The 25202-nt window shown below is 72.9% G+C and carries 15 protein-coding genes and 4 pseudogenes; 9 read left to right on the top strand and 10 right to left on the bottom strand.

Translation table 11 applies throughout. From position 1 onward, the window contains the following. Positions 1 to 9: 9 nt before the first annotated feature. On the bottom strand, positions 10 to 1482 hold the full coding sequence (locus M2266_RS04280) for a hypothetical protein (protein WP_277436902.1): 1473 nt from the start codon (positions 1480 to 1482) through the stop codon (positions 10 to 12). Between the two features lie 456 nt (positions 1483 to 1938). On the opposite strand from M2266_RS04280, the gene M2266_RS04285 reads away from it, so the two are divergent. Both M2266_RS04285 and M2266_RS04290 read left to right on the top strand, forming a co-directional pair. Further along, entirely contained in the window at positions 1939 to 3027 is a 1089-nt protein-coding gene (locus M2266_RS04285; protein ID WP_277436903.1) for an aminoglycoside phosphotransferase family protein, read from the top strand. Between the two features lie 290 nt (positions 3028 to 3317). Beyond that, positions 3318 to 5259, top strand: a pseudogene (locus tag M2266_RS04290) (peptidoglycan recognition family protein). Between the two features lie 77 nt (positions 5260 to 5336). Here M2266_RS04290 and M2266_RS04295 read toward each other — a convergent pair. The 3 genes and pseudogenes from M2266_RS04295 to M2266_RS04305 all read right to left on the bottom strand — a co-directional run bounded on the left by M2266_RS04295 (position 5337) and on the right by M2266_RS04305 (position 11901). Beyond that, positions 5337 to 5838, bottom strand: a pseudogene (locus M2266_RS04295) (hypothetical protein). 77 nt (positions 5839 to 5915) lie between these two features. Next, the gene (locus tag M2266_RS04300; RefSeq protein ID WP_277436904.1) at positions 5916 to 8834 is read right to left on the bottom strand and encodes an AAA family ATPase; all 2919 of its coding nucleotides are present in this window, start codon (positions 8832 to 8834) and stop codon (positions 5916 to 5918) included. Positions 8835 to 8979: 145 nt separating this feature from the next. Further along, positions 8980 to 11901, bottom strand: coding sequence for an AAA family ATPase (locus M2266_RS04305; protein WP_277436905.1), 2922 nt, complete (start codon positions 11899 to 11901; stop codon positions 8980 to 8982). A gap of 183 nt (positions 11902 to 12084) precedes the next feature. Here M2266_RS04305 and M2266_RS04310 point away from each other — a divergent pair, with 183 nt between their 5' ends. Then, a complete protein-coding gene (locus M2266_RS04310) occupies positions 12085 to 13182 on the top strand; it encodes an isoafricanol synthase (RefSeq protein WP_277436906.1) in 1098 nt (365 codons plus the stop codon). A gap of 66 nt (positions 13183 to 13248) precedes the next feature. Here the strand turns inward: M2266_RS04310 and M2266_RS04315 are convergent, their stop codons facing one another. After that, a complete protein-coding gene (locus tag M2266_RS04315; RefSeq protein WP_277436907.1) occupies positions 13249 to 15204 on the bottom strand; it encodes a phospholipase C, phosphocholine-specific in 1956 nt (651 codons plus the stop codon). Between the two features lie 327 nt (positions 15205 to 15531). Between M2266_RS04315 and M2266_RS04320 the strand changes: the two are divergent. Then, a pseudogene (locus M2266_RS04320) lies at positions 15532 to 16179 on the top strand (maleylpyruvate isomerase family mycothiol-dependent enzyme); the annotation flags it as partial. 78 nt (positions 16180 to 16257) lie between these two features. Here the strand turns inward: M2266_RS04320 and M2266_RS04325 are convergent. From M2266_RS04325 to M2266_RS04345, 5 genes are all read right to left on the bottom strand, one after another. Further along, the gene (locus tag M2266_RS04325) at positions 16258 to 16497 is read right to left on the bottom strand and encodes a DUF397 domain-containing protein (RefSeq protein ID WP_277436908.1); all 240 of its coding nucleotides are present in this window, start codon (positions 16495 to 16497) and stop codon (positions 16258 to 16260) included. Between the two features lie 98 nt (positions 16498 to 16595). Next, positions 16596 to 17762 (bottom strand): thiolase domain-containing protein, encoded by a 1167-nt coding sequence (locus M2266_RS04330; protein ID WP_277436909.1) that lies wholly within the window; start codon positions 17760 to 17762, stop codon positions 16596 to 16598. Continuing rightward, positions 17759 to 18805: a thiolase domain-containing protein gene (locus M2266_RS04335; protein WP_277436910.1), complete on the bottom strand. Its 1047-nt coding sequence runs from the start codon at positions 18803 to 18805 to the stop codon at positions 17759 to 17761. Before M2266_RS04335 ends, M2266_RS04330 begins: the two co-directional genes overlap by 4 nt. Next, positions 18806 to 19774 carry an OB-fold nucleic acid binding domain-containing protein gene (locus M2266_RS04340; protein WP_277436911.1) on the bottom strand — a complete coding sequence of 323 codons (969 nt, stop codon included), beginning with the start codon at positions 19772 to 19774 and terminating at the stop codon, positions 18806 to 18808. It lies immediately after the preceding gene. A 68-nt stretch (positions 19775 to 19842) separates the two neighbouring features. Continuing rightward, a complete protein-coding gene (locus tag M2266_RS04345; protein WP_277436912.1) occupies positions 19843 to 20649 on the bottom strand; it encodes a crotonase/enoyl-CoA hydratase family protein in 807 nt (268 codons plus the stop codon). Between the two features lie 181 nt (positions 20650 to 20830). On the opposite strand from M2266_RS04345, the pseudogene M2266_RS04350 reads away from it, so the two are divergent. The 5 genes and pseudogenes from M2266_RS04350 (at position 20831) to M2266_RS04370 (ending at position 25196) form a co-directional block, all read left to right on the top strand. Next, positions 20831 to 22466: pseudogene (locus tag M2266_RS04350) on the top strand (acyl-CoA synthetase). Between the two features lie 206 nt (positions 22467 to 22672). After that, positions 22673 to 23248, top strand: coding sequence for a TetR/AcrR family transcriptional regulator (locus M2266_RS04355; protein WP_277436913.1), 576 nt, complete (start codon positions 22673 to 22675; stop codon positions 23246 to 23248). Between the two features lie 42 nt (positions 23249 to 23290). Next, a complete protein-coding gene (locus M2266_RS04360) occupies positions 23291 to 23875 on the top strand; it encodes a DUF4865 family protein (RefSeq protein WP_277436914.1) in 585 nt (194 codons plus the stop codon). After that, positions 23872 to 24258 (top strand): carboxymuconolactone decarboxylase family protein, encoded by a 387-nt coding sequence (locus M2266_RS04365; protein WP_277436915.1) that lies wholly within the window; start codon positions 23872 to 23874, stop codon positions 24256 to 24258. The genes M2266_RS04360 and M2266_RS04365 overlap by 4 nt, the downstream gene beginning before the upstream one ends. Further along, positions 24255 to 25196, top strand: a complete 942-nt coding sequence (locus M2266_RS04370) for a phosphotriesterase (protein ID WP_277436916.1) — start codon at positions 24255 to 24257, stop codon at positions 25194 to 25196. The genes M2266_RS04365 and M2266_RS04370 overlap by 4 nt, the downstream gene beginning before the upstream one ends. Positions 25197 to 25202: the final 6 nt, after the last annotated feature.

A 25202-nucleotide genomic window follows, 5' to 3' on the forward strand; every position in this document is an offset into this window, starting at 1 on the left:
GATCTGTCGTCAGACCTGGCGGGTGCTCCTGTTCTTCGGAAGCGGTGGCATCGCCGCCTCCAACTCCGACCTCAGGTCCTGGATCGTCGTGCAGTCCGCGTACCGCCCGGTGAGCCGGTACATCTCCCGCAGCCGGTCCCACGTCCGGTGCGAGGACGTGCTGCCGATCGTCAGCAGTGCCATCCGCGCGTAACGGTCGGCCTGCTCGGGGTCGTTGCCGAGGAAGCAGGCCGAGGCCAGCGAGATGTAGTCGAAGATCTTCGACCGGTCCCGGCCCGCCGCCCGCAGCTCCAGCGCGTACTTGGCGTGCCTCTGCGCCTGGGCCGCGGCGGACGGATCGTGCTCGGCCAGCGTGCGGTACGCCAGCGCCTGCATCCCGTGCAGGTCCGCCTCGTCGAACATCTGCATCCAACTCGGTGGCGGCACGTCGCCCTTGTCCGAGGCGAACAGGTCCTCGGCCTCTCCCAGCGTCCGCCGCATCGCCTGGCCGCGCCCCATCGACGCCTGGGCCCACGCCTCGATGGTCTGCAGCATGGCGCGGGTGCGCGGCAGGGCCTGCTCGCCCGAACCCGACTTCGCCAGCTTCATCAGATCGAGCGCGTCGTCCGGCCGGCCGATGTGGACCATCTGCCGGGCGGCCCGGGACAGTGCCTCGCCGGCCCGCGGCCGGTCCCCTCCCTCCCGCGCCGCGTGCGCGGCGATCACGAAGTACTTTTGCGCCGTGGGCTCCAGACCCACGTCATGGGACATCCACCCGGCGAGCACGGCCAGGTTGGCGGCCACGCCCCACAGCCTGCGCTGCAGATGGTCCTGGTGGTGGTAGGCGAGCATGCCGCCCACCTCGTTGAGCTGGCCGACCACAGCCTTGCGCTGCAGCCCGCCGCCGCGGGCCGCGTCCCAGGCGCGGAAGACCTCGACCGAGCGCTCGAGCGCCTCGATCTCCTGGGAGCCCACCGGAGCCGCCTCGTACCGGTCGTACGCGGCGGGGTCGGCGTGGAGTGGATCGTTGATGACCGGGGCATCGGCCACCAGGGCCGGGTCGGTGTGCAGCCAGTCGTACATGGCGCTGCTGAGTGCTGAGCCAGCGGTGAGCGCTGCGCCCGCGCCCACCAGACCGCGTCGGTTGAGCATGAGGTCCATTCCCGTGAATTCGGTGAGGACCGCGGCTGTTCTCTCCGGTGGCCACGGCAGACCGTCTCCGGTCTGCTTCTTCCCCGCGCGCCGGTGCCGGTCGAACCCGAGATCCTCGATGGTCACGACACGGCCGAGCCGCTCGGTGAACAGAGCCGCCAGCACCTTCGGAACGGGTTCGCGCGGCGACTCACCGGTCTCGATCCAACGGCGCACCCGCGAGGTGTCGGTCGCCAGCTGCGGATGGCCCATGGCCGCCGCCTGCCGGTTGACCAACCGTGCGAGTTCGCCTTTGGACCAGCCGGTGAGGCCGAACAGGTCCGCAAGTCGGGTGTTGGCTTCTTTGCTCACGTCAAGCCCCCAGGTTCCTCGGCACCGTTGACACTAATCGCCCGACAAAGGCCCCGCGAGTATTCGCCACGCTTCGCCAGGGTGCGCCAGATGGTCTGCCACCCGCGCCAGGGTGTGATGTAGGAACGCGCCAACCCGGCCCGGCAACAACCGGCTCCCGGAAGGTCGTTCGAGTCGCCCGCGAGTCGCGCAGAAGCGCTCCCGTCGAGAAGACGACCGCCCCAGGGAGGGGCGTACGGCGCGTGGAGGGACCGGGCCGTTTCGGCTCGAACCCGCATTCCCCAGGGTGCGGGTCCGGACGCCGACACGGTGCCGTGCCGTCCACGCGCCGGCCACGCCACCGACCACCACGTCGCGGCTCCGCGACGCGGCAACCGCCGAAGGCTCTTCGCCACGACGAAGTACCGCATCACCGTCATGAGCTCACAGGCACACGAAGGGATCTGTTTCCCCCTCATGTATTCAGCATCGTCCTCCGTGTCCGCTCCGCCCCGGTTGTCGCTCCCCGCTGGTACGGACTCCCCCATGCGCTCCCGTCCGCCGCTCACCGCCGCTCGGCGGGGCCTCCCGACGGGTACCTCCCATCCGCTCAGCGGGAGACTCGACTTGACCGGCCCCCAGGGCGCTCAGTTGCGGACGGCCATCGCCGCCGTGCAGCGGATATGTCCAGAGTTCAACCCTGTCCAGATGCTGCGCCGCAGTGGGCGCACCGCACTGCTGGTCGGGACGTCGGGACGGAGTCCCGCGGTCGCCAAGTGCCTGCTGGACCAGTCCCCGGCGTGGGTCGAGCGGTTCCAGCATGAAATAGCGGCATACCGGGCGTTCGTCCGCCACCGGCCGCCGGCCCGGGTCCCACGGCTGATCGCCGCGGACCCGGAGAGCTGCGTGCTGGTCCTGGAGCGCATGCCCGGACGTGTCGTGTCGGTGCACCGCCACCCGACCGAGACCTTCCCGCGGTCCGACGTCCGTGCCGCCATCGGCGCCTTCGGCCGGGTCAACCTGTGGCGGCCGCCGGCCGGCGTGTTCGACGCGCCGATCGACTACCCGGCACGGATCTCGCGCTACCACGAACTGGGGCTGCTCACCGACCGGGACATGGGTGACCTGCAGAAGCTGCTGCACGGGCTGGCCCATGTGCAGGGGCAGTTCTGCCACGGCGACGCCATGCTCTCCAACGTGCTGCTCTCCCCGGCCGGCCCGGCGCTGGTCGACTGGGAGCACGCCGGCTGGTACCTGCCGGGGTACGACCTCGCGGTGCTGTGGTCCGTGCTCGGCAACGACCCGGTGGCGCGCCGCCAGATCAGCCAGCTCGCCCAGAACCAGGGTCCGGCCTCCCGCGACGCCTTCCTGGTCAACCTGATGCTCATCCTGACCCGGGAGATCCGTACCTACGAGACCGCCGTGCAGCGCACCATGCGGAGCACCGCCCCGCCCACCCAGACCATGGCCGGAGCGGGCGAGGAGCAGCGGCTGCTGCTGCGCCGGCTGCACGACGACTGCGGTCTGGCCCGGCGGGCGGTACGTGCCGCCGTCGGCACGCGCTGAGTTCTACGGGACCTGTCCCGCCCCCCGATCACGGGGGCTCACACCGCCCGCCGCCGACCGCGCCACCGGTCCAGACCACTGACGCGAGGCAGGCCAGCGCGCCCGTGTCGGGGAAACCCCCGGCACGGGCTTGTGACGTGCTCAAACAGCTTCCTGTCAGGGCCTGTTGACGGATCGTCCGGAAGCCGATACCTCTGTGGAGCCGTTCGCCCCAGTACCGCTTCAAGGAGGCCGCATTGCGAGAGTCCGCCGCCCGACCAGCGAGGCACCGCCGGAGCACGCTGCGCACGGTGACGGCCGCGGCCGCTGCCGCGGCATTGCTGCCCGTGCTCTCCACGGCCACGGCCACATCCGCGAGCGCCGCCCAGCCGGCCACCTCGTCGCTGCAGCAGGCGTTCAGCGACGCGGCCCTGCGCTACCAGGTGCCGACGAGTGTCCTGCTGGGCGTGTCCTACATGGAATCGCGCTGGGACACCCACCAGGGACTGCCCAGCGTCACCGCGGGATACGGCCCGATGCACCTCACGGACGCCCGTACGGCGCTCGCCGACTTCCCCCGCAAGGGCGACGGCGGCGACGATCCCCGAGGTGACGACTCCCGGCCGCTGACCGGTACCGCGCCGGCCGTCCCCGGCACCGACCTGTCGAAGCTGCCCGCCACCCTGACCACGCTCGACCGGGCCGCGGGGCTGACCGGGCTGCCGGCCCGGGACCTGCGCGAGGACCCGGCGGCCAACGTCGCCGGCGGCGCGGCGCTCATCGCCGACGCGCAGAAGTCCTTGGGGCGGCCGCTGAGCGCCGACCCCGCGGACTGGTACGGCGCCGTCGCGCGCTTCTCCGGCGCCGACGACGCGGCCACCGCCACCGCCTTCGCGGACGACGTCTACGACCTGCTGCGGCAGGGCCAGTCCCGCACGACCGACACCGGGCAGACCGTCACCCTGGCCGCGGCTCCCGGGCTGGCCCCGGCCACCGCGCGGACGGCGGCACCGGGACTGAAGCCCGCCGACGACAGCAGGACGGAGTGCCCGCGCACGGTGGGTTGCGAGTGGGTTCCCGCGCCCTACCAGGAGACGACTCCCGGGGACTACGGCAACCACGACCTCGCGGACCGGCCCGCCTCCCAGAAGATCGACACCATCGTCATCCACGACACCGAGGGCAGCTGGGACGTCTCGCTGAAACTGGTGCAGGACCCGACCTACCTGGCCTGGCACTACACCGTCCGCTCGGCGGACGGCCACATCGCCCAGCACCTCAACACCAAGGACGTCGGCTGGCACGCGGGCAACTGGTACCTCAACGCCAAGTCGATCGGGATCGAGCACGAGGGCTTCCTCACCGAGCCGGGCGCCTGGTACACGGAGTCGATGTACCGCGCCTCCGCGCGACTGGTCGCCTACCTGGCGAAGAAGTACGGCATCCCGCTCAACCGCCAGCACATCCTCGGCCACGACAACGTGCCGGGACCGACCGGCGCGTACATCGGCGGGATGCACACCGACCCCGGGCCGTACTGGGACTGGGCGCACTACTTCCAGCTGATGGGCGCGCCGCTGCACGCCACGGCCGGCCCCGCCGGCGGCCTCGTCACCATCCGCCCGGACTACGACACGAACCGGCCGCTGTACACCGGCTGTGTCACGGCCGGCGACACCTGCCCGTCCCTCGGCTCCGAGGCGGTTCGGTTGTACACCGCGCCGAGCGAGGACGCGCCGCTGGTGAAGGACATCGGCCTGCACCCGACGGGTGACTCCACCACGGGTGTCAACGACGTCGGGGCGCGTGCCTCAACCGGTCAGCAGTACGCCGTCGCCGAGCGCCAGGGCGACTGGACGGCTGTGTGGTACCTGGGCCAGAAGGCCTGGTTCCACAACCCGCGATCGCAGCCGACCGCCGTCAACGCCTGGGGCTTCACCGTCACCCCGAAGGCGGGCCTGGCCGACATCCCGGTCTACGGGCGCGCCTACCCCGAGGCCGCGGCGTACCCGGCGGGCGGTTCCCGTCCAGGCGATCGTGCCGATGCCGTACAAGCTCCCGGCGGGCCAGGAGTACGCGATCGGCAACCGCGTCCGGGGCGAGTACTACTACTCGACGACCTTCGACACCGCCTCGCACCAGGTCGTGCGCGGCAACCAGGTCTACTACGAGATCCAGTTCGGCCACCGGGTGGAGTACGTCAAGGCCGAGGACGTCACCGTCCAGCCGTCCCAGGTGGGCGCTCCGCGCTGAGCGGTACTGGCGCGGGACGCGAAGGGGCGCCGCCGGATCCCGGCGGCGCCCCTTCACGTGCGGTACGGCCGTGCCGGTCAGCCCTGCTGGAACATCTCCGCGGGCAGCGGCTTCAGCAGCTGGTACAGGTCGTCGGTGATGGGGCGGTCCCAGGTGGCGATGGTGACCTGGACGCCGTCGCTGCGGTCGAACTGCGCGCAGGCGATCCGCGCTTCCGAGACCTTGATCCGCCGGACGATGAGCAGGCCGTCGCCGTGCATAGCGGGGTGTGTCCTCGGTGCTGACCACCTCCACCGGCTCCTCGTTGCCGAGGGCCACCATCAGCTGCGCCACCTCGAAGGGGACCTGGCCGTCCTCCAGATCACGTGCCGGGGAGCCCTCGGGAAGGTTGCCGATCAGCATGGCGGGACCGCGGCCGCCGAAGAGGTCGTAGCGCAGGAAGATGCCCTGGCAGCTGCCGTCGGGACCGGGCAGCAGCCCGGCGCCGAGAATGCCGGGCCAGTCCCCCGGGTCCATGGCCAGGACATCGAAGTCCGGCCCGGTGGGCGTGGCTGCGGTGCGGCGGCGGAGGAACGACATACGGCCATCGTACGTGGCCCGCGGCCCCCCGCGCGGCGCCGGGGGCCGTGGCCGCCGGACCTCCCGGCGCCCCGCCGTCATTCCTCTCCCGCGACCGCCTCCGGCGGGCCCCCGGACGGGTCCGCCGGATAGGCCGCCGGCAGCCCGCCGGGGTCGGTGCCGAGCTTGCGGTAGACGGCGGAGAGCAGCCGGCCGACCGTCGCCTCGTCGGTGGACAGCGCCGCCGCTGTCACCGCCGGCGTCGAGCCCGTGGCCGCGCGGGCGGCGGCCGCCCGTTCCCGCTCGGTGAGGGTGGCGCTCCCGGGGGCGGTCAGCCGCAGGGGCCGCAGCCCGGCCGCGGTGAGTTGGCCGCGGGCCCGGGAGGCCAGCTCGTCGGCGCCGCACTGCAGGGCGCCCTCCAGGCCCCGGTAGAGCTGTTCCGCGGCCTCGGCGGGGCGCCCCGCCCGGCGCAGCGCCGTGCCGTGCGCGACCAGCGAGCAGGCGAGCTGGTAGCCGGCCGGGGAGCGCTCCAGCCAGTCGACGGACTCCTCCAGCAGCTTCATCCGCTCCGCTCCCCCGGACACCTCCGCGGCGACCCGCAGGGTCTGGCCGATCGTCGAAGCCGCACCGAACTGCCGGGCGCGGGCGACGGCCTCCAGGGCGGTGGCGGGCGCCCTTTCCGGGGCCGTGGACGCCTGCGCGAGCGCCAGGTGCGACTGCCAGGGGCACCACGCGGGGTTGCGCATGCCGCGCCGGTTCAGCCGGCGGCCCACGGCGGCCAGCTCCGCGGCGGCCTCCTTCGCCAGACCGCGCGCGAGCAACAGCTCGGCGTGGACGCCCTGGGCGTCGGGGAAGGTGACGGCGCTGGGGAAAGGGGCGTGGAAGCCCTGGTCGGCGGCGAGTTCCGTCGCTTCGGCCACCCGGCCACGGGCGAGCAGCACCTCGATGAGGACCGCGACGGAGTACCACTGGACAGGGGTGCCGCGGCCGACGCGCTCGGCGAGCCGCAGTCCCGCGCGGGCGAAGTCCTCGGCCTCGGAGAGCCGGCCGCGCCGGAAGCGGACGTAGCCGAGCAGCACGTAGCCGAACGACAGGTGGGCGCCGCGCCAGCCCTGGCGCTCGAACTCGGCGATCCCGTCGGCGAACAGCTCTTCGGCCCGGCCGGGCCGGTCCGCGTACATGTACACGAGGGCCACCAGCACCGGGACCTCGAACCCCCAGTCCACCTCGGCCCAGCGCAGCCCGCCGTCCAGGGCCCGGCCCGCATGGCGCAGTGCGGTGCCGGTGGGCTCGCCGCGCAGGACGGCGTCCCAGGCGCGCAGCCCGATGATGTAGCGCTCGGTGAGGTCGCGGCCGGTCAGCCGGTCGGCGAGCCGTGCCAGCCGCCGGGAGCGGGCGGGCGAGTCGGGCTCGTCGGCCCGGAAGGCGTCCCACATGAACTGCTCGGCCTGCATGCGCAGCCGCACGCGGGGGTCGGTGGCGGCACGGGCCGCGTCGCCGACGGTGTCGGCTGCCTCGTCGAGCCGGTCACTGTGGGCGAGGGCCTGGGAGAGGTGGAAGACGATCCCCTCGCGCAGGGCGGGGTCGCCGGCCGGCTCCTCCAGCGCGGCCCGCAGGTGGTTGACGGTGGTCGCGGGTTCGAGCAGCAGGGAGGCGCAGCCCAGTTCGTACAGGACGGCGGCCCGCTCGCCGGGCGACGGGGGTTCGCGCAGGGCCCGGGCCAGGTAACTGCGGGCGGCTTCCGGGGCGCCCGCGCGCAGCGTCTCGCGGGCGGCGGAGCGCAGTTGGCCCACGACCCAGGGGTCGCCCTCGGGGTGGGTCTCCAGCAGGTGGCGGGCGGCGGCCGACGCGCCCAGCCCCGCGCCCACCACCGACCAGGCCGCCTGGCCGTGCAGCGCGACGCGTGCGGCGTCGGGGATCGCCCGGTAGACGGCGGTGGCGATCAGCGGGTGGACGAACTCCAGGGTCGCGCCGCCGGTCAGCACCCGGGCGTCGCGCAGCCGGTCCGCGGCCTCCGCCGCCTGCGCGGCGCCGAGACCCGCGATCTCGGCGGCCAGTGCCGGCGAGATCTCCGTTCCCAGCACCGCGGCGGCCCAGGCCAGCCGGACCGCGGGCACGCCCAGCCGTTCCAGCCGGGTGGTCAGCCCGCTGCCCTTCACCGCGGCCGCCAGTTCGCGCAGCAGGTGCGCGCTGGTCCGGTCGGGACGCAGGCCGCGGTCGCGGATCTTGGCGGTCAGCTCGACAGCCTCGAACGGGTTGCCCGCCGTGACGGACCAGAACTCGCGGCAGAACGCGTCGTCCGCGTGCTCGCCGACCGACGCGCGCACGAGGTCGCCGATCGCGGCGGCGGTGAGCGGTTCGAGGCTCAGGGCCTGGTGCGCGGTGCCTTCCGGCCCGACGCGGAACGATGCGGCGTGCTCGGGCAGTTCCTCGGGCCGGTAGGCGACGACGATCAGCAGGGACAGTTCGGCGGCGCGCGGCGCGAACGCGGCGAGCCACCCCAGGGACTCGGGATCGGCCCAGTGCGCGTCGTCCAGGACCAGGACCACCGGGGCGCGCCGCTGGGCGAGGTGGGTGAGCACCCAGTCCAGGCCGTCCCGCAGGCCCTGCGGGTCGGGCGCGGCGCCCCCGGCCGCGGCGCACAGGCCCAGTGCCGGGGCCACGATGCCGTACCAGCCGCCGAGCGTGGCGCGCAGTTCCCCCTCGCCGGCTCCGGCGAGCTGTGGCTGCAGGAGTTGGCGCGCCACATGGAAGGCCACCCGCTGCTCCTGGTCGCCGCCGCGGGCGGACAGTACGGTGCAACCCCGGTCCGCCGCGCGGCGTCGTGTCTCGGCCAGCAGCGTGGTCTTGCCGAGCCCGGCGGTGCCGGAGAAGCCCAGCAGCCCGCCGAGCGGCCGGTCGAGGCTCTCCCCGTCCGCGCGCAGTCCCGTGAGCCGCCGCAACGCCTTGTCGACGGCGTCCAGTTCGGGCTCGCGTTCGAGCAGCGGCCGGCCTGGGCGGGCCCTGTGCTCCGGCATCGTGCCACCCCCTGCCACCACCGCGTACGCCGGGCGCCCGGTGTCTTCGGCGCACCCGCGTCCGGTGCCACTTCAGCGTACGCCCGCGGCAGGGGCCGGGACCCTCTCCCGGCCCCTGCCGCGGGCTACCCGGCGAACTCCTCGTTCACCGGCCCAGCGCGGAGTGCTGGAACACGCTGTCCGACGTCTGTTCGAGGGCTTTGGGTAGCCCGGCGTGATCCGTGCCGGCCTTGCGGTAGACCGCGGACAGCATGCGCGTCACCTCGCGTTCCGCGGTGCCCATCTCCTCGGCGACGTCGGCGGTCGACCGGCCGTTGGCGATCCGTTCCGCCACCGCCCGCTCCGGGCCGGTGAGCGTGTCGGTCCCCGTGCTGTGCAGCTGCAGCGGGCGCATCCCCGCCGCCGCGAGCTCGTCACGGGCCCGGGCGGCGAGCGCGTCGGAGTTGCAGTGCAGCGCGCCCTCGAGACCGGCGTGCAACCGGTCGGCGGCGTCCTGCGGCAGTCCCGCCCGGCGTAGCGCGGCACCGTACGCGACCTGGGCGCGGGCCAGTTCGAACGCCGAGGGTGAGCGCTCGAGATGGCCCACCGCCTCGGCCAGCAGCCGCAGGCCGTCAGGGCCGCCGGTCACTTCGGCGGCCACGTGCAGCGCCTGACCGATCGCCGACGCGGTGCCGAACTGGCGGGCCCGCTGGACGGCCTCCCGGACGGTTGCCGCCGCTCGCTCGGGCTCGACGAGCGCGACCGCCTGGGCGAGGTGCAGCTGCCACGGACACCAGCCGGGATTGCGCATGCCGCGCGCCTCCAGCCGCTGCCCGACCGCCGTGAGGTGGCGTTCGGCGTCGCCCCGCATGCCCTGGGCCAGCAGCAGTTCGCTGTAGACCGTCTGGGAGTCGGGGTAGACGACCGCGTTCGGGATCACCTCGCCGTAGTCGTACGTGTCGGCGAGCTCCTGCGCCTCGTGGGTGCGGCCGCGGGCGAGCAGGATCTCGATGAGGATGCCGATCGCGAACCACTGCGCGGGCACTCCCGTCCCCACCCGGTCGGCGATGCCGAGCCCGGCGTGGACCAGGTCCTCGGCCTCGGCGAGCCGCCCGCGTCGGTAGCGGATGTACCCGAGGAGCGTGAAGCCGAACGACAGGTGCGCGCCGCGCCACCCCTTGCGCTCCAGCTCCGCGATGCCCTTGTTGAACAGGTCCTCGGCGCGACCGGGCTGGTCGCAGTACATGAAGGTGAAGGCGACCAGGACCGGTACCTCGAAGCCCCAGTTCTCGTCGGTCCAGCTGAGGCCGTCGCCGAGGGCCTCCTCGGCGTAGCGCAGGGCGACGGCGGCCGGTTCACCGCGCACCATCGCGTCCCAGGCGCGCAGTCCCAGGATGTAGCGCTCGGCCTGGCCGCGGCCGGTGAGGTGGTCCGCCAGCCGGTTCAGCCGCCGGGAGCGGGCGGGCGAGTCCTGTTCGTCGGCCCGGAAGGCGTTCCACATGAACTGCTCGGCCTGCATGCGCAGCCGGGTGCGGGTGTTGGTGGCCCGGCTGGCCTCCGCCTCGACGGTACGGGCGGCCTCCGCCATCCGGCCGGTGTGTCCCAGGGCCTGCGCGAGCCGGTAGGTGATGGCCTCGCGCAGCTCCGGTTCGAGCTCCGGCTCCTCCAGGGCGGCCCGCAGGTGGTTGACGGTGTTCGCGGGTTCGTTGAGGAGCGAGGAGCAGCCCAGCTCGAAGAGCACGGCCGCGCGCTCGCCGTAGGGCGGCGGTTCGCGCAGGGCGCGGGCGAGGCAGCGCTGGGCCGCCTCGGGCGCACCGGCCCGCAGGTACTCGCGGGCGGCGGCGCGCAGTTGCTGCACCACCCCGTCGTCACCCTCGGGGTGCAGTTCCAGCAGGTGCCGGGCGGCGGACGTCGGGCCCAGTCCCGCCTCCATCACGGCGGCCGCCGCCTCGCCGTGCATCCCGACGCGCAGCGCGCTGGGGATCGCCCGGTAGACGGCGGTGGCGATCAGCGGGTGGACGAACTCCAGGGTGGAGCCGTCGGCGGCGCCGACGGTCAGGATGCGCGCGGCGCGCAGCCGTTCGAAGGCGTCGGCCGCCTCCTCGTGGCCGAGCGCGGCAACCCCTGCTGCCAGTTGCGGTGCGATCGACGTGCCGAGGACGGCCGCGGCCCAGGCGAACCGGACCGCGGACGTGCCCAGCTTCCCGATCCGCTCGATGAGGCCGCTGCCCTTGACCGCGGAGGCGAGGTCGCGCAGTTCCGCGATGTCCTCGCGCTGGCCCTTGAGTTCGTGGTCGCAGACCTTGGCGGTCAACTCGGTGACCTCGAAGGGGTTGCCGCCGGTGACCGCCCACGCCTCGCGGCAGAACGCCTCCTCGGCGCTCTCCCCGACGGCGTCGCGCACGATGCGCCGGACGGCGCCCGGGGTGAGCGCCACCAGGTCGAAGGGGCGGGAGCCGTGTCGGCCGGCGAGTTTGAGGAACGCGATCGCGTCGGCCGGCAGTTCGTCGGGCCGGTAGGCGACGATCACCAGCATCGGCAGTTCCTCGGCCCGCGGGGCGAAGGCGGTCAACCACGCCAGCGACTCCGCGTCGGCCCAGTGCGCGTCGTCCAGGATCAGGACGACGGGCGCCTGCTGGACGGCGAAGCGTGTCACCACCCAGTCCAGGCCGTCCCGCACACCGGTGGGGTCGGCCGCGCCGTCGCCCCGCGAGGCGACCAGCCCGACGGCGGGGGCGACGATGTCATACCAACTGCCCAATATCCGGCGGTGCTCCTCCTCGGAGGCCGCCGCGAGGACCGGCTGGACGAGCTGGCGGACGACATGGAACGCCATGCCCTGCTCCTGCTCGCCGCCGCGAGCTGACAGCACGGTGCAGCCACGCGCCGCCGCCCGCCTGCGGACCTCGGCGAGCAGCGCGGTCTTGCCGAGCCCGGCGGGACCCGCGAAGGCGAGCAGGCCGCCGTGCCGGGTGCCGGACCGAGTCCCGCAGAGATCGTTCAAAGCGCCGTCCAGCGCGACGAGTTCGGACTCACGTTCGAGAACCAAGCGATTCACTCGTCCTAATTGTTCTACCGCGTCTGGCATGTCCGTTCCCGTTCTCGTTGCCTGTTCGGCAGGTAACGCCGAGCGTACGCCCGCAGGGACGCTCCGTAGTGCCCGCTGGTGATATCCACGTCGGACGAACGGGTAGATGGCAAACGCCAGTTCACTTTCCCCCCCGGTCCGGGCGGCTCCGGACCGACCGCGACGCAACCCGAGGTGGGCACCTTGACGGACACCACAGCCCCCAGCGGCCCCATCCAGCGCGACATCCTCGCGGAGCGCACCACCCTGCTCAGCATTCCCTTCACCGGCCGGTCGAGCCCGTATGCCGACCGGTCCCGCCGACACACCCTGCAATGGCTGCGCGACCTGGAGATCCTGCGCTTCGACCGCGATGTCGAGGAGTACGACGCCCTGCGGCTGGAGCGGCTGATGGCGTTCTTCTACCCCCGCGCCACCGGGCCCGACCTCGACCTCGCCGCCGACTTCAACGCCTGGTTCTTCATCTTCGACGACCAGTTCGACGGCCCTTTGGGGCGTCGGCCGGACGAAGTGGAGCGCGAGGTCGACACGTTGGTGTCGATCCTCTACGAACCACCTTCCCCCACCGACGGGGTCCCGAACCCGTCGGGGAACCCTCTCGCGGACGGATTCCGCGACATATGGATCCGCTCGGCCGCGGGCACGCCGACCGTGTGGCAGGACCGGTTCCGCGAGCACTGGCGGGACTACCTGCGGGCGTACCACTGGGAGGCCCTGAACCGGACGCGGCGGCCCGCCATGACCCTGGAGGCCTTCCTGCGGGGCCGACGGGACTCCATCGGCGTCCAACCGTGTCTGGACTTCGCGGAACGGTGCGGCGGCTACACCCTGCCGGACATGCTGCACTCGGGCGCACTGGCCGAGATGCGGGAGATCACCGGTGACGTGGTGATCTTCGTGAACGACATCATGTCGGTGGACAAGGAGCTGGCGGCCGGGGACGTCAACAACAGCGTCATCCTGCTGCTCGACACCACGGACCACACCCTGAACGGAGCCGTGGAGCTCATCGCGCGGGCCGCCAACGCCCGCGTGCGGCGGTTCCAGCTGCTCGCCGACCGCCTCCCCGGGGTGCTCGACGAGTACGACGCCACGCCGGAACTGCGGGCACAGGTGGCGGACTACGTGCGCGCCATGTGCCATGTGATGCGCGGCAATCTCGACTGGTCCCTGGAGACCGCCCGCTACCGCGCCTCGGGGGTCGCCGCGGTGAGCGGCGGCCGGCAGCGGCCGTGGTCGGACCTGTTCGGCACGGACGCGGACCGCGGCGGCCTCGACTGAGCCCGTACCGGGAACGGACAGCGCGACGGCCGGGGCCGCACGAGGGTGCGGCCCCGGTCCCGTCCGCTACTGGGCGGGGTGGACGCGGCCGGCGAAGCGGCGCTCGAAGCCGTCACCGGTGTTCGCGGTCACGGTGTAGTCGTAGCCGCCGTCGGCCGCCGCCGTGAGCGCGAGCTGCTGGGAGCCGCCCGCCGCGACGGTCACCGTGCTGCCGCCGGTGCCGTCCCCCGCGGCGTTGCCGCCGACGGTGAAGACCACCCCCGCGCCACCGGCGTTGGTCAGCGTCAGCGCCAGGTTCCGCGGCGTTGCGCGGGCGATGGCCACGGCCGCCTCGGGGTGCCCCTTGGCCGCGTTCGACCAGGTGCGCACGTCGCCCTTGAAGCCGCGCAGATACCCGTCGGGGCCGTGCGCGTCGATGTCGTACAGGCCGCCGCCGTACGTCTGGGCGCTGAAGTAGTCCTGCACGCTGCCGCCGACCGGGACGGTGTAGCGCCAGGTGTCGTACGCGCGGTGGTTGACGGTGTACATCGCGAACCCGGCGCCCAGCGTGCCGGTGTTGGCGACCTTGATCCAGATGCGGCCCGTGGACGTCTCGGTCCACGAGGTGGTGTCGAAGCCGTAGCCGATCCGCCGGGCCGGCCGGGTGCCCGCCTCCTGGACCGGCGCCACCTGCGCGGCCGGCGGGGCGGCGTCGGGCAGGGAGTTCTGGGCGTCGCACGCGGCCACGAGCGCGGCGGTGTCGGGGAGCGAGGGGAAGGTGGCGTTCTTGGTGGTGAAGTCGAAGGCGCTCATCAGATCGCCGCAGACGGTGCGGCGCCAGGCGGAGATGTTGGTCTCCTTCACCCCGGTCCAGTTCTCCAGGAACCGCAGCGGCGAGGTGTGGTCGGCGACCTCGGAGTTGACGTACCCGCCGCGGCTCCAGGGCGAGATCACGATCATCGGCACGCGCGGGCCGAGCCCGATGGGCGCACCGCCGACGAACTCGTCCGCGGTTCCGGCGGGGGCGACGGGCGGTGCCACGTGGTCGAAGAAGCCGTCGTTCTCGTCGAAGTTGAGGAAGACCACGGTCTTGGCCCAGACGGCCGGGTTCGCCGCGAGCGACTCCAGGACGTACTGGGAGGTGTAGTTCGCGCCGTACGCGGGCGGGTACTCCGGGTGCTCGCTCTGGCTGGCGGGGGCGACGACCCAGCTGACGGCGGGCAGCGTGCCGTTCTTCACGTCCTGGTTGAACGCGTCGGCGCTCCGCCGCTGCATCCCGTTGACGTACAGCGGTGAGGTGGTGGCGGCGCTCTTGAAGTTCTTGAACCAGGCCAGCGGGTTGTCGTCGTAGTTGTCCTGCTGCTGATAGACCCGCCAGGAGATGCCCGCCGACTGCAGGCGCTCGGCGTACGTGGTCCAGGAGTACCCCTTCTCGGAGTTGTCCGTGACCGGCCCGCCGTACTTGCCCGCCGGGTCGACGGTGGCGGTCCACTGGTACAGCCGGTTGGGGTTGGTCGGCCCCTGCACGGAGCAGAAGTACTGGTCGCACAGGGTGAACGACTCGGCAAGCGCGTACTGGAACGGGATGTCGGCGCGCTGGTAGTACCCCATCGACCAGGCGCTCTTGGCCGGCACCCAGTTGTTGTACTTGCCGCCGTTCCAGGCGCTGTGGGTGCCCGACCAGCCGTGGTCGAGGTCCCGCACCCGCTGCGCGTCCGTGGTCACCGTGTTCAGGTGCCAGGGCAGGACGAGACTGCCGCCGGAGGGCCCCGCCGCGGTCTGGCGCAACACGTCCTGGCCGTTGGGGAAGCGCAGCCGCGACCGGTCGCCGAAGCCGCGTACGCCCTTGAGCGTGCCGAAGTAGTGATCGAAGGAACGGTTCTCCTGCATGAAGATCACCACGTGCTCGACGTCGTCGAGCGTGCCGGCCGCCGAAGTGGCGGCCATGGCCTGCTGGAGGGACGCGGGCAGCGTGCCGAGCGCGGCGGCGGCGCCGGAGCCGGCGGCCGCTCCCAGGAATCCGCGGCGGGACAGTGGCGTCAAAGCGACTCCTCGGTGAGGGGGCACAGATGGCGGGGTCGCGCCGAATTGAACGCTCACAACACGGCGGTGGCGCCAATACCCGCGGAGACTGCCATGACCGCTCGGCACACACCAGATGACGGGCGCCCCAAGTACCGGCAAAACGGCCGGACTTCCCGTACGCGCCACAGAAGCCGCGGGAACCGGACACTTCAGAGAGGGCGCCTAATGCTATATTCGCGGCAATGCATTAGGTGATGCGTCCGGTTGGACTACCGCCGTCCCAAGGAGTTGCTGTGGCCGTGAACCGTCCCGACCCCGTACCGGCGATCCTGGACAGCCAGGGCCCGGCTGCGGGTGCTGCTCGGCGACCTGTCCGACGCCGAGGTGCGCGCCCCGAGCGCACTGCCCGGCTGGACCCGCGGGCACCTGCTCAGCCATGTCGAGGGGGTCGCCCTCGCCCTGGCCCGGCAGGCGCGCTATGCCCTGAAGGACGAGCTGATCGACCCCTACGACGGCGGGCCGCCCGCTCGCAACGCCGCGATCGAGGCAGGTCACGGCCGCTCGGCGGCGGAACTGCGGGCGGCCGTCAGCGCGGCCCTCGACGAGGCCGAGCAGGCGTGGACCGCGATCGACGCGCGCGACCTGCGGCGACCGGTGCGCTATCGCGACGCGACGCTGTCGGCCGCCGCGCACGCCTGGTGGCGGGAGTTGGAGATCCACACGGTGGACGCGGCGATCGGGTACCGCGCGGCGCAGTGGTCACGGCCGTTCTGCGCGCACGTCCTGGACTTCCTCGCCCCGCGCGTGCCGGACGGCGTGCGGCTGACGCTGGAGGCGTCGGACGGCCCGGAGTCACGCGTCCTGGGGGACGGGCGACCGGTCACCGTGCGCGGCGCGCTCACCGACCTGACCGCCTGGCTGGCGGGACGGGCGCCGGAGGGCCCGCTGGACGGCGGGACCGCGCCGCTGCCCGAACTCAAGCCCTGGCCGTGACCGTTACCGCGAAACGCCGGCCGCCGGGCCTCGGTGACGAGGTTCGGCGGCCGGCGGCGGGCGTCCATGCCGGACGCCTCAGGTGAGGTCGAACTCGCCGTCCCGCGCGCCCAGTACGAAGGCACGCCACTCCGCCGGGGTGAAGATCAGCGATGGCCCGTCCGGGCTCCGCCCGTCCCGCATCGCGATGTAGCCCTCGATAAAGGCGATCTGGACGTCGCCCGTGCCCTGACTGCTGGACTGCCACTGCGCGCCCGCAAGATCCAGCTGCGGCTTCCTACCGTTCGTCAACGGCTGTCCGATGGTGCTCTCGGCCACGTCCGCTCTCCTCCCAGGTCGTCATCCGCGACCCACCCTAGCCACCAGGCTCCTTGCCTGACAGGCAATGGGACAAGCTGCCCGGATACACCGCCCGATCAGGTGGTGGGCCGGTCCGCGCCGACGAGCCACATCGAGAAGAACTGCGCGCCGCCGCCGTACGCGTGGCCCAGCGCCCGGCGGGCCCCCGCCACCTGGTGATCACCGGCCTGGCCGCGTACCTGCAGCGCCGCCTCGGCGAAGCGGATCATGCCGGACGCGCCGATCGGGTTGGTGGACAGCACCCCGCCCGACGGGTTGACGGGCAGCTCCCCGTCGAGTTCGGTGACGCCCGCCTCGGTGAGCTTCCAGCCCTCCCCCTCGGCGGCGAAGCCGAGGTTCTCCAGCCACATCGGCTCGTACCAGGAGAACGGCACGTACATCTCGACGGCGTCGATCTCCCGGCGCGGATCGGTGATCCCGGCCTGCCGGTACACGTCCGCCGCGCAGTCCTTGCCCGCCTGCGGGCTGACGTAGTCCTTGCCCGCGAACATCGTCGGCTCGCTGCGCATGGCCCCGCCGTGCAGCCAGGCGGGCGGTCGCGGCGACCGGGCCGCGCCCTCGGTGTCGGTGAGCACCATCGCGACCGCGCCGTCGGAGGACGGGCAGGTCTCGGAGTAGCGGATCGGGTCCCAGAGCATGGGGGCGGCCCGCACCTTCTCCAGCGTGATGTCCTTCTCGTGCAGATGGGCGTAGGGGTTCTTCAGCGCGTTGCGGCGGTCCTTGTACGCGACGAGGGAGCCGATGTGGTCGGGCGCCCCGGTACGCCGCATGTAGGCGCGCACATGCGGCGCGAAGAACCCGCCGGCGCCGGCGAGCAGCGGCTGCTGGAAGGGGATCGGCAGCGACAGCCCCCACATGGCGTTGGACTCGGACTGCTTCTCGAACGCGACGGTCAGTACGGTGCGGTGGACGCGGGCCGCGACGAGGTTGGAGGCGACCAGCGCGGTCGACCCGCCGACGGAGCCCGCGGTGTGCACCCGCAGCATCGGCTTGCCGACGGCTCCGAGGGCGTCCGCCAGGTACAGCTCCGGCATCATCACCCCCTCGAAGAAGTCCGGGGCCTTACCGATGACGACGGCGTCGATGTCGGCGAAGGTGAGTTCGGCGTCGGCGAGCGCCCGCAGGGCCGCCTCCCGCAGGAGTCCCGCGATCGACACGTCGTGCCGGGCCGCGACGTGCTTGGTCTGGCCGATGCCGACGACCGCCACAGGTGCCTTGCTCATCTCGCGTCCCCTTCCAGGACGGCGACCAGGTTCTGCTGCAGGCAGGGGCCCGAGGTCGCGTGGGCGACGGCGCGGTCGGAGTCGCCGCGGTGGATGCGGGTGGCCGCCTCGCCGAGCCGGATCAGGCCGGCGGCCATGATCGGGTTGGCCGCGAGCGGACCGCCGGACGGGTTGACGTTCACGTCGTCGCCGAGCCGCAGTGCCCTGCGCAGGACGACCTCCTGGGAGGTGAACGGCGCGTGCAGTTCGGCGGTGTCGACCGGTGCGTCGAACAGCCCGGCCCGCTCGGCCGCGAGCCGGGTGGACGGCGAGTCGGTGAGGTCGCGGACGCCGAGGCTGTGGGCCTCGATGCGGTGGTCCAGGCCGCGGATCCACGCCGGGCGGTCGCACAGCCGGCGGGCGGTGTCCCCGGCGGCCAGCACGATCGCGGCGGCGCCGTCGCCGACCGGCGGGCAGTCCTGGCGGCGCAGCGGCCGGACCACGTACCGCTCGCCGTCGCGGACGGAGGTGAGCTGCGCGTACGGGTTGTTTCGCGCACAGGCGCGGCTGCGGGCGGCGATACCGGCGAGTTCGGGTTCGCCGGTGTGCCCCGCGTCGATGAGCGCCCGCGCCTGGAGCGCGGCGAGCGCGACCGGGTCCGGCCACAGCGGCGCCACGTAGTAGGGGTCCAGCTGGCGGGTCAGCACCTCGCGGACGTCGCCGGGCGAGGACTTGCCGTAGGAGTACACCAGCGCGGTGTCGGCCTCACCGGTGAGGATCTTCACCCAGGCCTCGTAGAGCGCCCAGGCGCCGTCCATCTCGACGTGCGACTCGGAGATCGGCGGCCAGGCACCGACCCCGTCCAGGGCCATGGTGAAGGAGAAGGCCCGGCCGGCGAGGTAGTCCGAGGAGCCGGAGCAGGTGAAGCCGATCTCTCCGGCCCGCAGTTCGACCTGCCCGAGCGCCTCGTGCAGCACGGGCATGAGCATCTCGACCTCGGAGACCTCGGCCGAGCTGCGCACGTGCCGGCTCTGGGCGAACGCCACGATCGCGACGTCCCGCATCTAGACCATCTCCTTGTACGTGTCGTAGTCGGCGTCGGGCTCCCCGGTCGGCCGGTAGTGGTCGGGGAAGCCGCCGTCCTCGCTCCACACGGGTTCGACCCGCATGCCCATCCGCACCTGGTCGTAGGGCAGGCCGCCGATGCGCCCGTGCAGGGCGAGGTCGGCGCCGTCCAGGGCGATGTGCGCGTAGACGTACGGCACTTCGATGTCGAGGCCGCGGGCCTTGATGTTGACGATGCAGAAGGTGGTGATGGTGCCGCCGGGACCCACTTCCACCTGTTCGTCGGTGGCGACGCCGCAGGTGGGGCAGGCGCCCCGGGGCGGGATGTAGACCTTCCGGCAGGCCGGGCAGCGTTCGCCGATCATCTTGCGGTCGGCGAGCGCGGCGAGGTAGCGGGTCTGGGCCCGGCCGGGGCTGTAGACGTAGTCCAGGCGCGCGAGGGCGACGATGCCGGTCACCGGATCGGCGAACTCGCCGGTGTGCGCGGCGGCCTCCGGCCGTCCGGTCCCGCCGGTCCCGTCGTCCGGTTCGAAGCACGCGATGTCGGTGATCGCGCCGACCCGTTCGGCGGCCCACCGGATCCGTACCCGCATTCCGGTGCCGACGGCGTCGGGCCCGGATGCGTCCAGTGCGTGCAGCATCGCGGTGTCGGCGCCGTCGAGGCGCACCAGGACCCAGGCGAAGGGCGTGGAGAGCGGCTGATTGCGCCCGGGTTCGGGGTTCCACGCCCAGGTGGTGACGGTGCCGGTGGTGCCGACCTCGACGAGTTCGCGCAGCTCCGCCGAGGTGACGGGGTCGTACTCGACGGGCGGCACGAGCACCCGGTCGTCGCCCGTGCGCACCCCCAGCACGATCCGCTCGCGCAGGCCGGTGAGGAACGCGCTCTGGACGGGGCCGAGCGAGCGGGTGAACGGGAACTCGACGACCAGGGGCGCGCTGAGCACCTCCGGTGCGGGGGCGGACGTCATGGGGTCTCCCTTCGTTGCGCGGTGCGCGACCTACGCCGCGCCGGACGGGCCGACGTCTGACCCGGCGCTCACAGGCGCCGGTAGACGGGCGGGCGCTTCTCCGCGAAGGCGCGCGGGCCTTCCTTCGCGTCGGCGGTGGCGAAGATCGGCCAGCCGCGCTCCAGTTCGTGCTTGAGGCCCTCCGTCTCGGTCATCTCCGCCGTGTCGTACACGGACGCCTTGACCGCCTCGACGGCCAGCGGCCCGTTGGCGTTGATCTGCTCCGCGATCTCCAGGGCCCGCTCCAACGCCGTGCCGTCGGCCACGACATGACCGATCAGGCCGATCTCCTTCGCCTCCGCCGCGGAGTAGGGGCGGCCGGTGAGCAGCATCTCCAGGGCGTGGGTACGGGGGATCTGGCGGGGCAGCCGCACGGTGGAGCCGCCGATGGGGAAGAGCGCGCGCCGGACCTCGAAGAGCCCGAGGGTGGCGCTCTCCCCCGCGACACGGATGTCGGTGCCCTGCAGGATCTCGGTGCCGCCCGCTACGCAGTACCCCTCCACGGCGGCGATCACCGGCTTGCGCGGCCGGTGGTGCCGGAGCATCGCCTTCCAGTGCAGGTCGGGGTCTGCTTTCATCCGGTCGCGGTACTCCTGCCCGGCCATCGCGCCGTCGTCGGAGGCCAGCGCCTTGAGGTCCATGCCGGCGCAGAAGGTGCCGCCCGCCCCGGTGAGGACGATGGAGCGGACCGTGTCGTCGGCGTCGGCCTGCAGCCAGCCGTCGTAGAGGCCGACCAGCATCGGCAGGGAGAGGGCGTTCTTCGCCTCGGGCCGGTTCAGGGTCAGGACGAGCGTCGCGCCCAGGCGTTCCACCGTGAGATGTTCCGTGCCGCCCATGGCCGGCCTCCAAGGTCGCAGTCTTCCGTCGCGGACCTAGAACAGGTTGCAGTAGGCGCAGGTCGAGTTCAATAGTTTTCTGACTACCAGTCAGATTTCTCGCCCGGTATCCCTTCCCACCACACCCCGGGAGGGTTCTAATGACGGCCGAGACCTTCGCAGCATCGAGGCTGGAGGAGCCGTGGAGTACAACCTTGCCGACCTCTTCGAGTCGGTCGTGGACGTGGTCCCGGACCGGGAGGCACTCGTCTACATCGACCACCCCGGCACCGGCGCCGAACGCCGCCTGACGTACGCCCGGCTCGACACGGCCGCGAACCGGATCGCGCACCACCTGATCGACCACGGGATCGGCCCCGGTGACCACGTCGGCCTGCACCTCTACAACGGCATCGAGTACCTGCAGACGGCCCTGGCCTGCGTCAAGGCCCGAGCCGTGCCGGTGAACGTCAACTACCGGTACGTGGAGGAGGAGCTGGTCTACCTCTACCGGGACGCGGATCTGACGGCGCTGGTCTTCGACGCCGAGTTCACCGATCGGGTGGCCGCCGCGCTGCCGCACACCGAGAAGCTGCGCCACCTCGTGCGGGTGGGCGTTCCGACCGCAGACGCGCGGGAGCCGGCCATCGCCCCGGTCGCCTTCGCCGACGCCGAGGCGGCCGGATCACCGGACCGCGGCTTCCCTCGGCGCTCCGCCGACGACCAGTTCATCATCTACACCGGCGGCACCACCGGGATGCCCAAGGGCGTCATGTGGCGCCAGGAGGACCTGTTCTTCTCCGGCATGGGCGGCGGCGCCCCCACCGGCGAGCCGGTCAAACGGCCCGAGGAGCTGGCGGAGCGGGTCGCCGCGAGCGGCGAGGGGCTGGTCTTCTTCCCCGACCCCACCGCTGATGCACGGCACCTCCACGCTCACCGCCTTCATCGGTTTCAACTTCGGCCAGAAGATCGTCATCCACCGCAAGTACGTGCCGGAGGAGGTGCTGCGCACCATCGAGAAGGAGAAGGTCAGCAGCGTCTCCCTGGTCGGCGACGCCATGCTCCGGCCGCTGGCGGACGCGCTGGCCGGACCGATGGCGGGCACCGACTGCTCCTCGCTCTTCACCATCTCCAGCTCGGGCGCGATCATGTCGGAGACCGTCCGCGCCCAGTTCCAGGCGCTGGTGCCGACCGTCATGATCCTCAACAACTTCGGCTCCTCGGAGTCCGGTTTCAACGGGACGGCCACCGACGACTCCGGTCCCGCCAACGGCTTCCGGCTGCGGGTCAACGCGCATGTCGCGGTGGTCGACCTGGCCACGACGGAGCCGGTCGCGGTCGGCGAGCCGGGACGCATCGCCCTGCGCGGGCACGTTCCGCTCGGCTACTACAACGACCCCGCGAAGACCGCGGAGACGTTCTTCCAGCGGGACGGCGAGCGGTGGGTGCTGCTCGGGGACATGGCGACGGTCGACGAGGACGGCGTCGTCACGGTCCTCGGGCGCGGCTCGCAGTGCATCAACACCGGTGGCGAGAAGGTCTATCCGGAGGAGGTCGAGGAGGCGCTCAAGGCGCACCCCGACGTCTACGACGCCCTGGTCGCCGGGGTGCCGGACGAGAAGTGGGGCAACCACGTCGCCGCCGTCGTGCAGCCGCGCGACGGCGCGGACCCGCTGACCCTGGACGACATCCAGGCGCACTGCCGCACCCGGCTGGCCGGCTACAAGATTCCGCGCAGCCTCGTCGTCATGGACCGCATCCAGCGCTCCCCCAGCGGCAAGGCCGACTACCGCTGGGCGCGTTCGGTGGCCACCGACGCCGCGGAGGCCGGGCGGTAGCTCCCGGGTGCTGCGCCGGCCGGTGGGTGGTTCGCGATCTGTTCCGGGGGGTCGGCGGCGACCCCGGCCGACCACCTTGCGCACCCCCACCGGCCCCCACCGGGCGTCCGGGCGCTCCCCGGCCCCGGCGGCAGCCGAACCGTACCCGCCGGCCGGCCGGCCGCCCCGCAGTACCGTCTGTACCTACTAGTATGTACACTCGGTTCATGGACACGGCGGAACGGTTGATCGAGAGCACCCGGGAACTCCTGTGGGAGCGCGGCTACACCGGCACCAGCCCCAAGGCGATCCAGCAGCACGCGGGCGCCGGCCAGGGCAGCATGTACCACCACTTCTCCGGCAAACCCGAGCTCGCGCTGGCCGCGATGCGGCGCAGCGCGGACCAGCTGACGGCCCAGGCCGAGGCCCAGATGTCCGGCGGCGGCAGCGCCGTCGAGCGCGTGTCGGCCTACCTGTTGCGCGAGCGCGACGCGTTGCGCGGCTGCCGGGTCGGCCGAATGGCCATGGACCCGGACGTGATCGACAGTCCGGAGCTGCGCCGCCCGGTGCAGGAGACGTTCGCCTGGCTGCGCGGGCGGCTCGCGGAGATCATCGCCGAGGGGCTGGCGGCGGGCGAGTTCGACGCCGCGCTCGATCCGCGGGACACCGCCGCCATGATCACCGCCGTCGTCCAGGGCGGCTATGTGCTCGCCCGCGCCGAGGGCTCGCAGGAGCCGTTCCACCAGGCGGTGCGCGGCGCGGTCGCGCTGCTCGCCGCCCGCTCGACCGCGTCCCGGAAGTGACCGCCGCCCGGACGGCCGCCCCGAGGTAGGGAGTTCAGCCCGATGCACGCCATGCAGTACCGGATCACGCTGCCCGCCGACTACGACATGAAGATCATCCGCCGTCGGGTCGAGTCCAGGGGCCGTCTGCTCGACGACTTCCCCGGCCTCGGGCTCAAGGCCTACCTCATCCGCGAGCGGGGAACCGACCTCTCGCCCGTCAACGAGTACGCGCCCTTCTACCTGTGGAACACCCCGCAGGGGATGAACAGTTTCCTGTGGGGGCCGGGGTTCCAGGGGATCATCGACGACTTCGGCCGCCCCGCGGTCGAGCACTGGACGGGGCTGGCCTTCGACCACGGGCCCGCGGCGGCCACGGTCCCCCGCGCGGCCGCCCGGCGCGCCCTGCCGATCCCTCCCGGCGAGGCTCCGGCCGCCGTCATCGACCGCGCGCTGGGCACCGTCCGCGAGTACGCCGCCACGCCGGGCGTGCACTCGGCGGCGCTCGCCGTCGATCCCCGCCGCTGGGAACTGCTGCACCTCACCCTCTGGGAGCACACCGCCCCCGCCGAGGCCGGGGACCGCTACCAGGTGCTGCACCTGTCGGCCCCGGAACAGGACACCATCGAGACGGGACGGCACTGGTGAAGCAGGCGCACATCGACCGCGAGGCCGGCTACCGGCTGCTCGGCGAACTGGCGGGCCCGGAGACCATCGAGGCCACCCTCTCCCGCCTCGACGCGATAGCCCCCGGATTCCCCGACTGGATCGTGACGGCCCTGTTCGGCGGCACCTACCAGCGCGAGGGGTTGGCGCTGCGCGACCGGCAGATCGCCAATCTCGCCGCGCTGGCGGCGCTCGGCGGTGTGGAACCGCAGTTGGACGACCACGTGCGGAACAGCCTGCGCATCGGGATCGAGCCGCGGGAGATCGTCGAGGTGATGGTCCACCTGGCCCCGTACATCGGGGTGCCGAAGGCACTGGCGGGGCTCCGCGTCGTAACGGCGGCGCTCGCGGAGGACACCGTATGAGGACGGTCCGTACGGTCCTCGGCGACGTCCCGCCCGCCGAGTTGGGCGTGACCGACGCCCACGACCACCTCTTCTTCCGCGTTCCGGCCCTCGCGGGACAGGAGCTGGACTCCGCCGAAGCGGCCGAGGCCGAGCTGCGGGCCTTTCACGAGCTGGGCGGCCGGAGCGTCGCGCAGTGGACCCCCTTCGGCCTGGGGCGGCGCGCCGCCGACCTCCCGGCGGTCTCCCGGGCCTCGTCGGTGCACGTGGTCGCCGCGACCGGGCTGCACCAGGCCGCGCACTACGCGCCCCAGGCACTGGACCGGTTGCGGGGCAGGCCGGCCGAGTTCTTCGTCTCGGAGCTGACGCACGGGATGCGGCCGGGCGACGACCCCGACGCCCCGCCCGGCGCCGCCCGCGCGGGCATGATCAAGGTCGCGGGAGGTTTCCACGGCCTGGACGCGCACGCCCGGTACGTCATGGGGGCCGCGGCCGAGGCCCATCACGCGACCGGCGCCCCGATCGGTGTCCACCACGAGCTGGGCACGGCCGCGCCCGACGTCCTCGAACTGCTCTGCGGGAAGCTGGAGGTGCCGCCGACGAGCGTGATCCTCGGCCACCTCAACCGCTCGCCGGACCCACGCGCGCACCGCGAACTCGCCGCGTCCGGCGCGTTCCTCGCCTTCGACGGCCCCTCCCGGGCCAACCACGCCACGGACTGGCGGCTGCTGGACTGCCTGCTGGCCCTCGCGGAGGCCGGCCACACCGGGCAACTGCTGCTCGGCGGCGACACCACGACGGCCGGGGCCCGCGCCGCCACCGGCGGCGGCCCCGGCATGCCGTACCTGCTGCACACCCTGCGCCCGCGGATCGAACGCGAACTGGGCGTACGGGCCGCCGAGGCGGTCTTCACGGCCAACCCGGCGCGGGCGCTGTCAGCCGACTGGATCGGCGGGTAGGGGCCG

Source organism: Streptomyces sp. SPB162, assembly GCF_029504575.1.
Classification (GTDB): domain Bacteria; phylum Actinomycetota; class Actinomycetes; order Streptomycetales; family Streptomycetaceae; genus Actinacidiphila.

Coding starts and splice junctions, on each gene's coding strand:
- M2266_RS04335 (WP_277436910.1), bottom strand. CDS start 18,805: ATGCGGGACGTCGCGATCGTGGCGTTCGCCCAGAGCCGGCACGTGCGC.
- M2266_RS04345 (WP_277436912.1), bottom strand. CDS start 20,649: ATGGGCGGCACGGAACATCTCACGGTGGAACGCCTGGGCGCGACGCTC.
- M2266_RS04300 (WP_277436904.1), bottom strand. CDS start 8,834: ATGCCGGAGCACAGGGCCCGCCCAGGCCGGCCGCTGCTCGAACGCGAG.
- M2266_RS04340 (WP_277436911.1), bottom strand. CDS start 19,774: ATGACGTCCGCCCCCGCACCGGAGGTGCTCAGCGCGCCCCTGGTCGTC.
- M2266_RS04360 (WP_277436914.1), top strand. CDS start 23,291: ATGCACGCCATGCAGTACCGGATCACGCTGCCCGCCGACTACGACATG.
- M2266_RS04305 (WP_277436905.1), bottom strand. CDS start 11,901: ATGCCAGACGCGGTAGAACAATTAGGACGAGTGAATCGCTTGGTTCTC.
- M2266_RS04370 (WP_277436916.1), top strand. CDS start 24,255: ATGAGGACGGTCCGTACGGTCCTCGGCGACGTCCCGCCCGCCGAGTTG.
- M2266_RS04330 (WP_277436909.1), bottom strand. CDS start 17,762: ATGAGCAAGGCACCTGTGGCGGTCGTCGGCATCGGCCAGACCAAGCAC.
- M2266_RS04355 (WP_277436913.1), top strand. CDS start 22,673: ATGGACACGGCGGAACGGTTGATCGAGAGCACCCGGGAACTCCTGTGG.
- M2266_RS04285 (WP_277436903.1), top strand. CDS start 1,939: ATGTATTCAGCATCGTCCTCCGTGTCCGCTCCGCCCCGGTTGTCGCTC.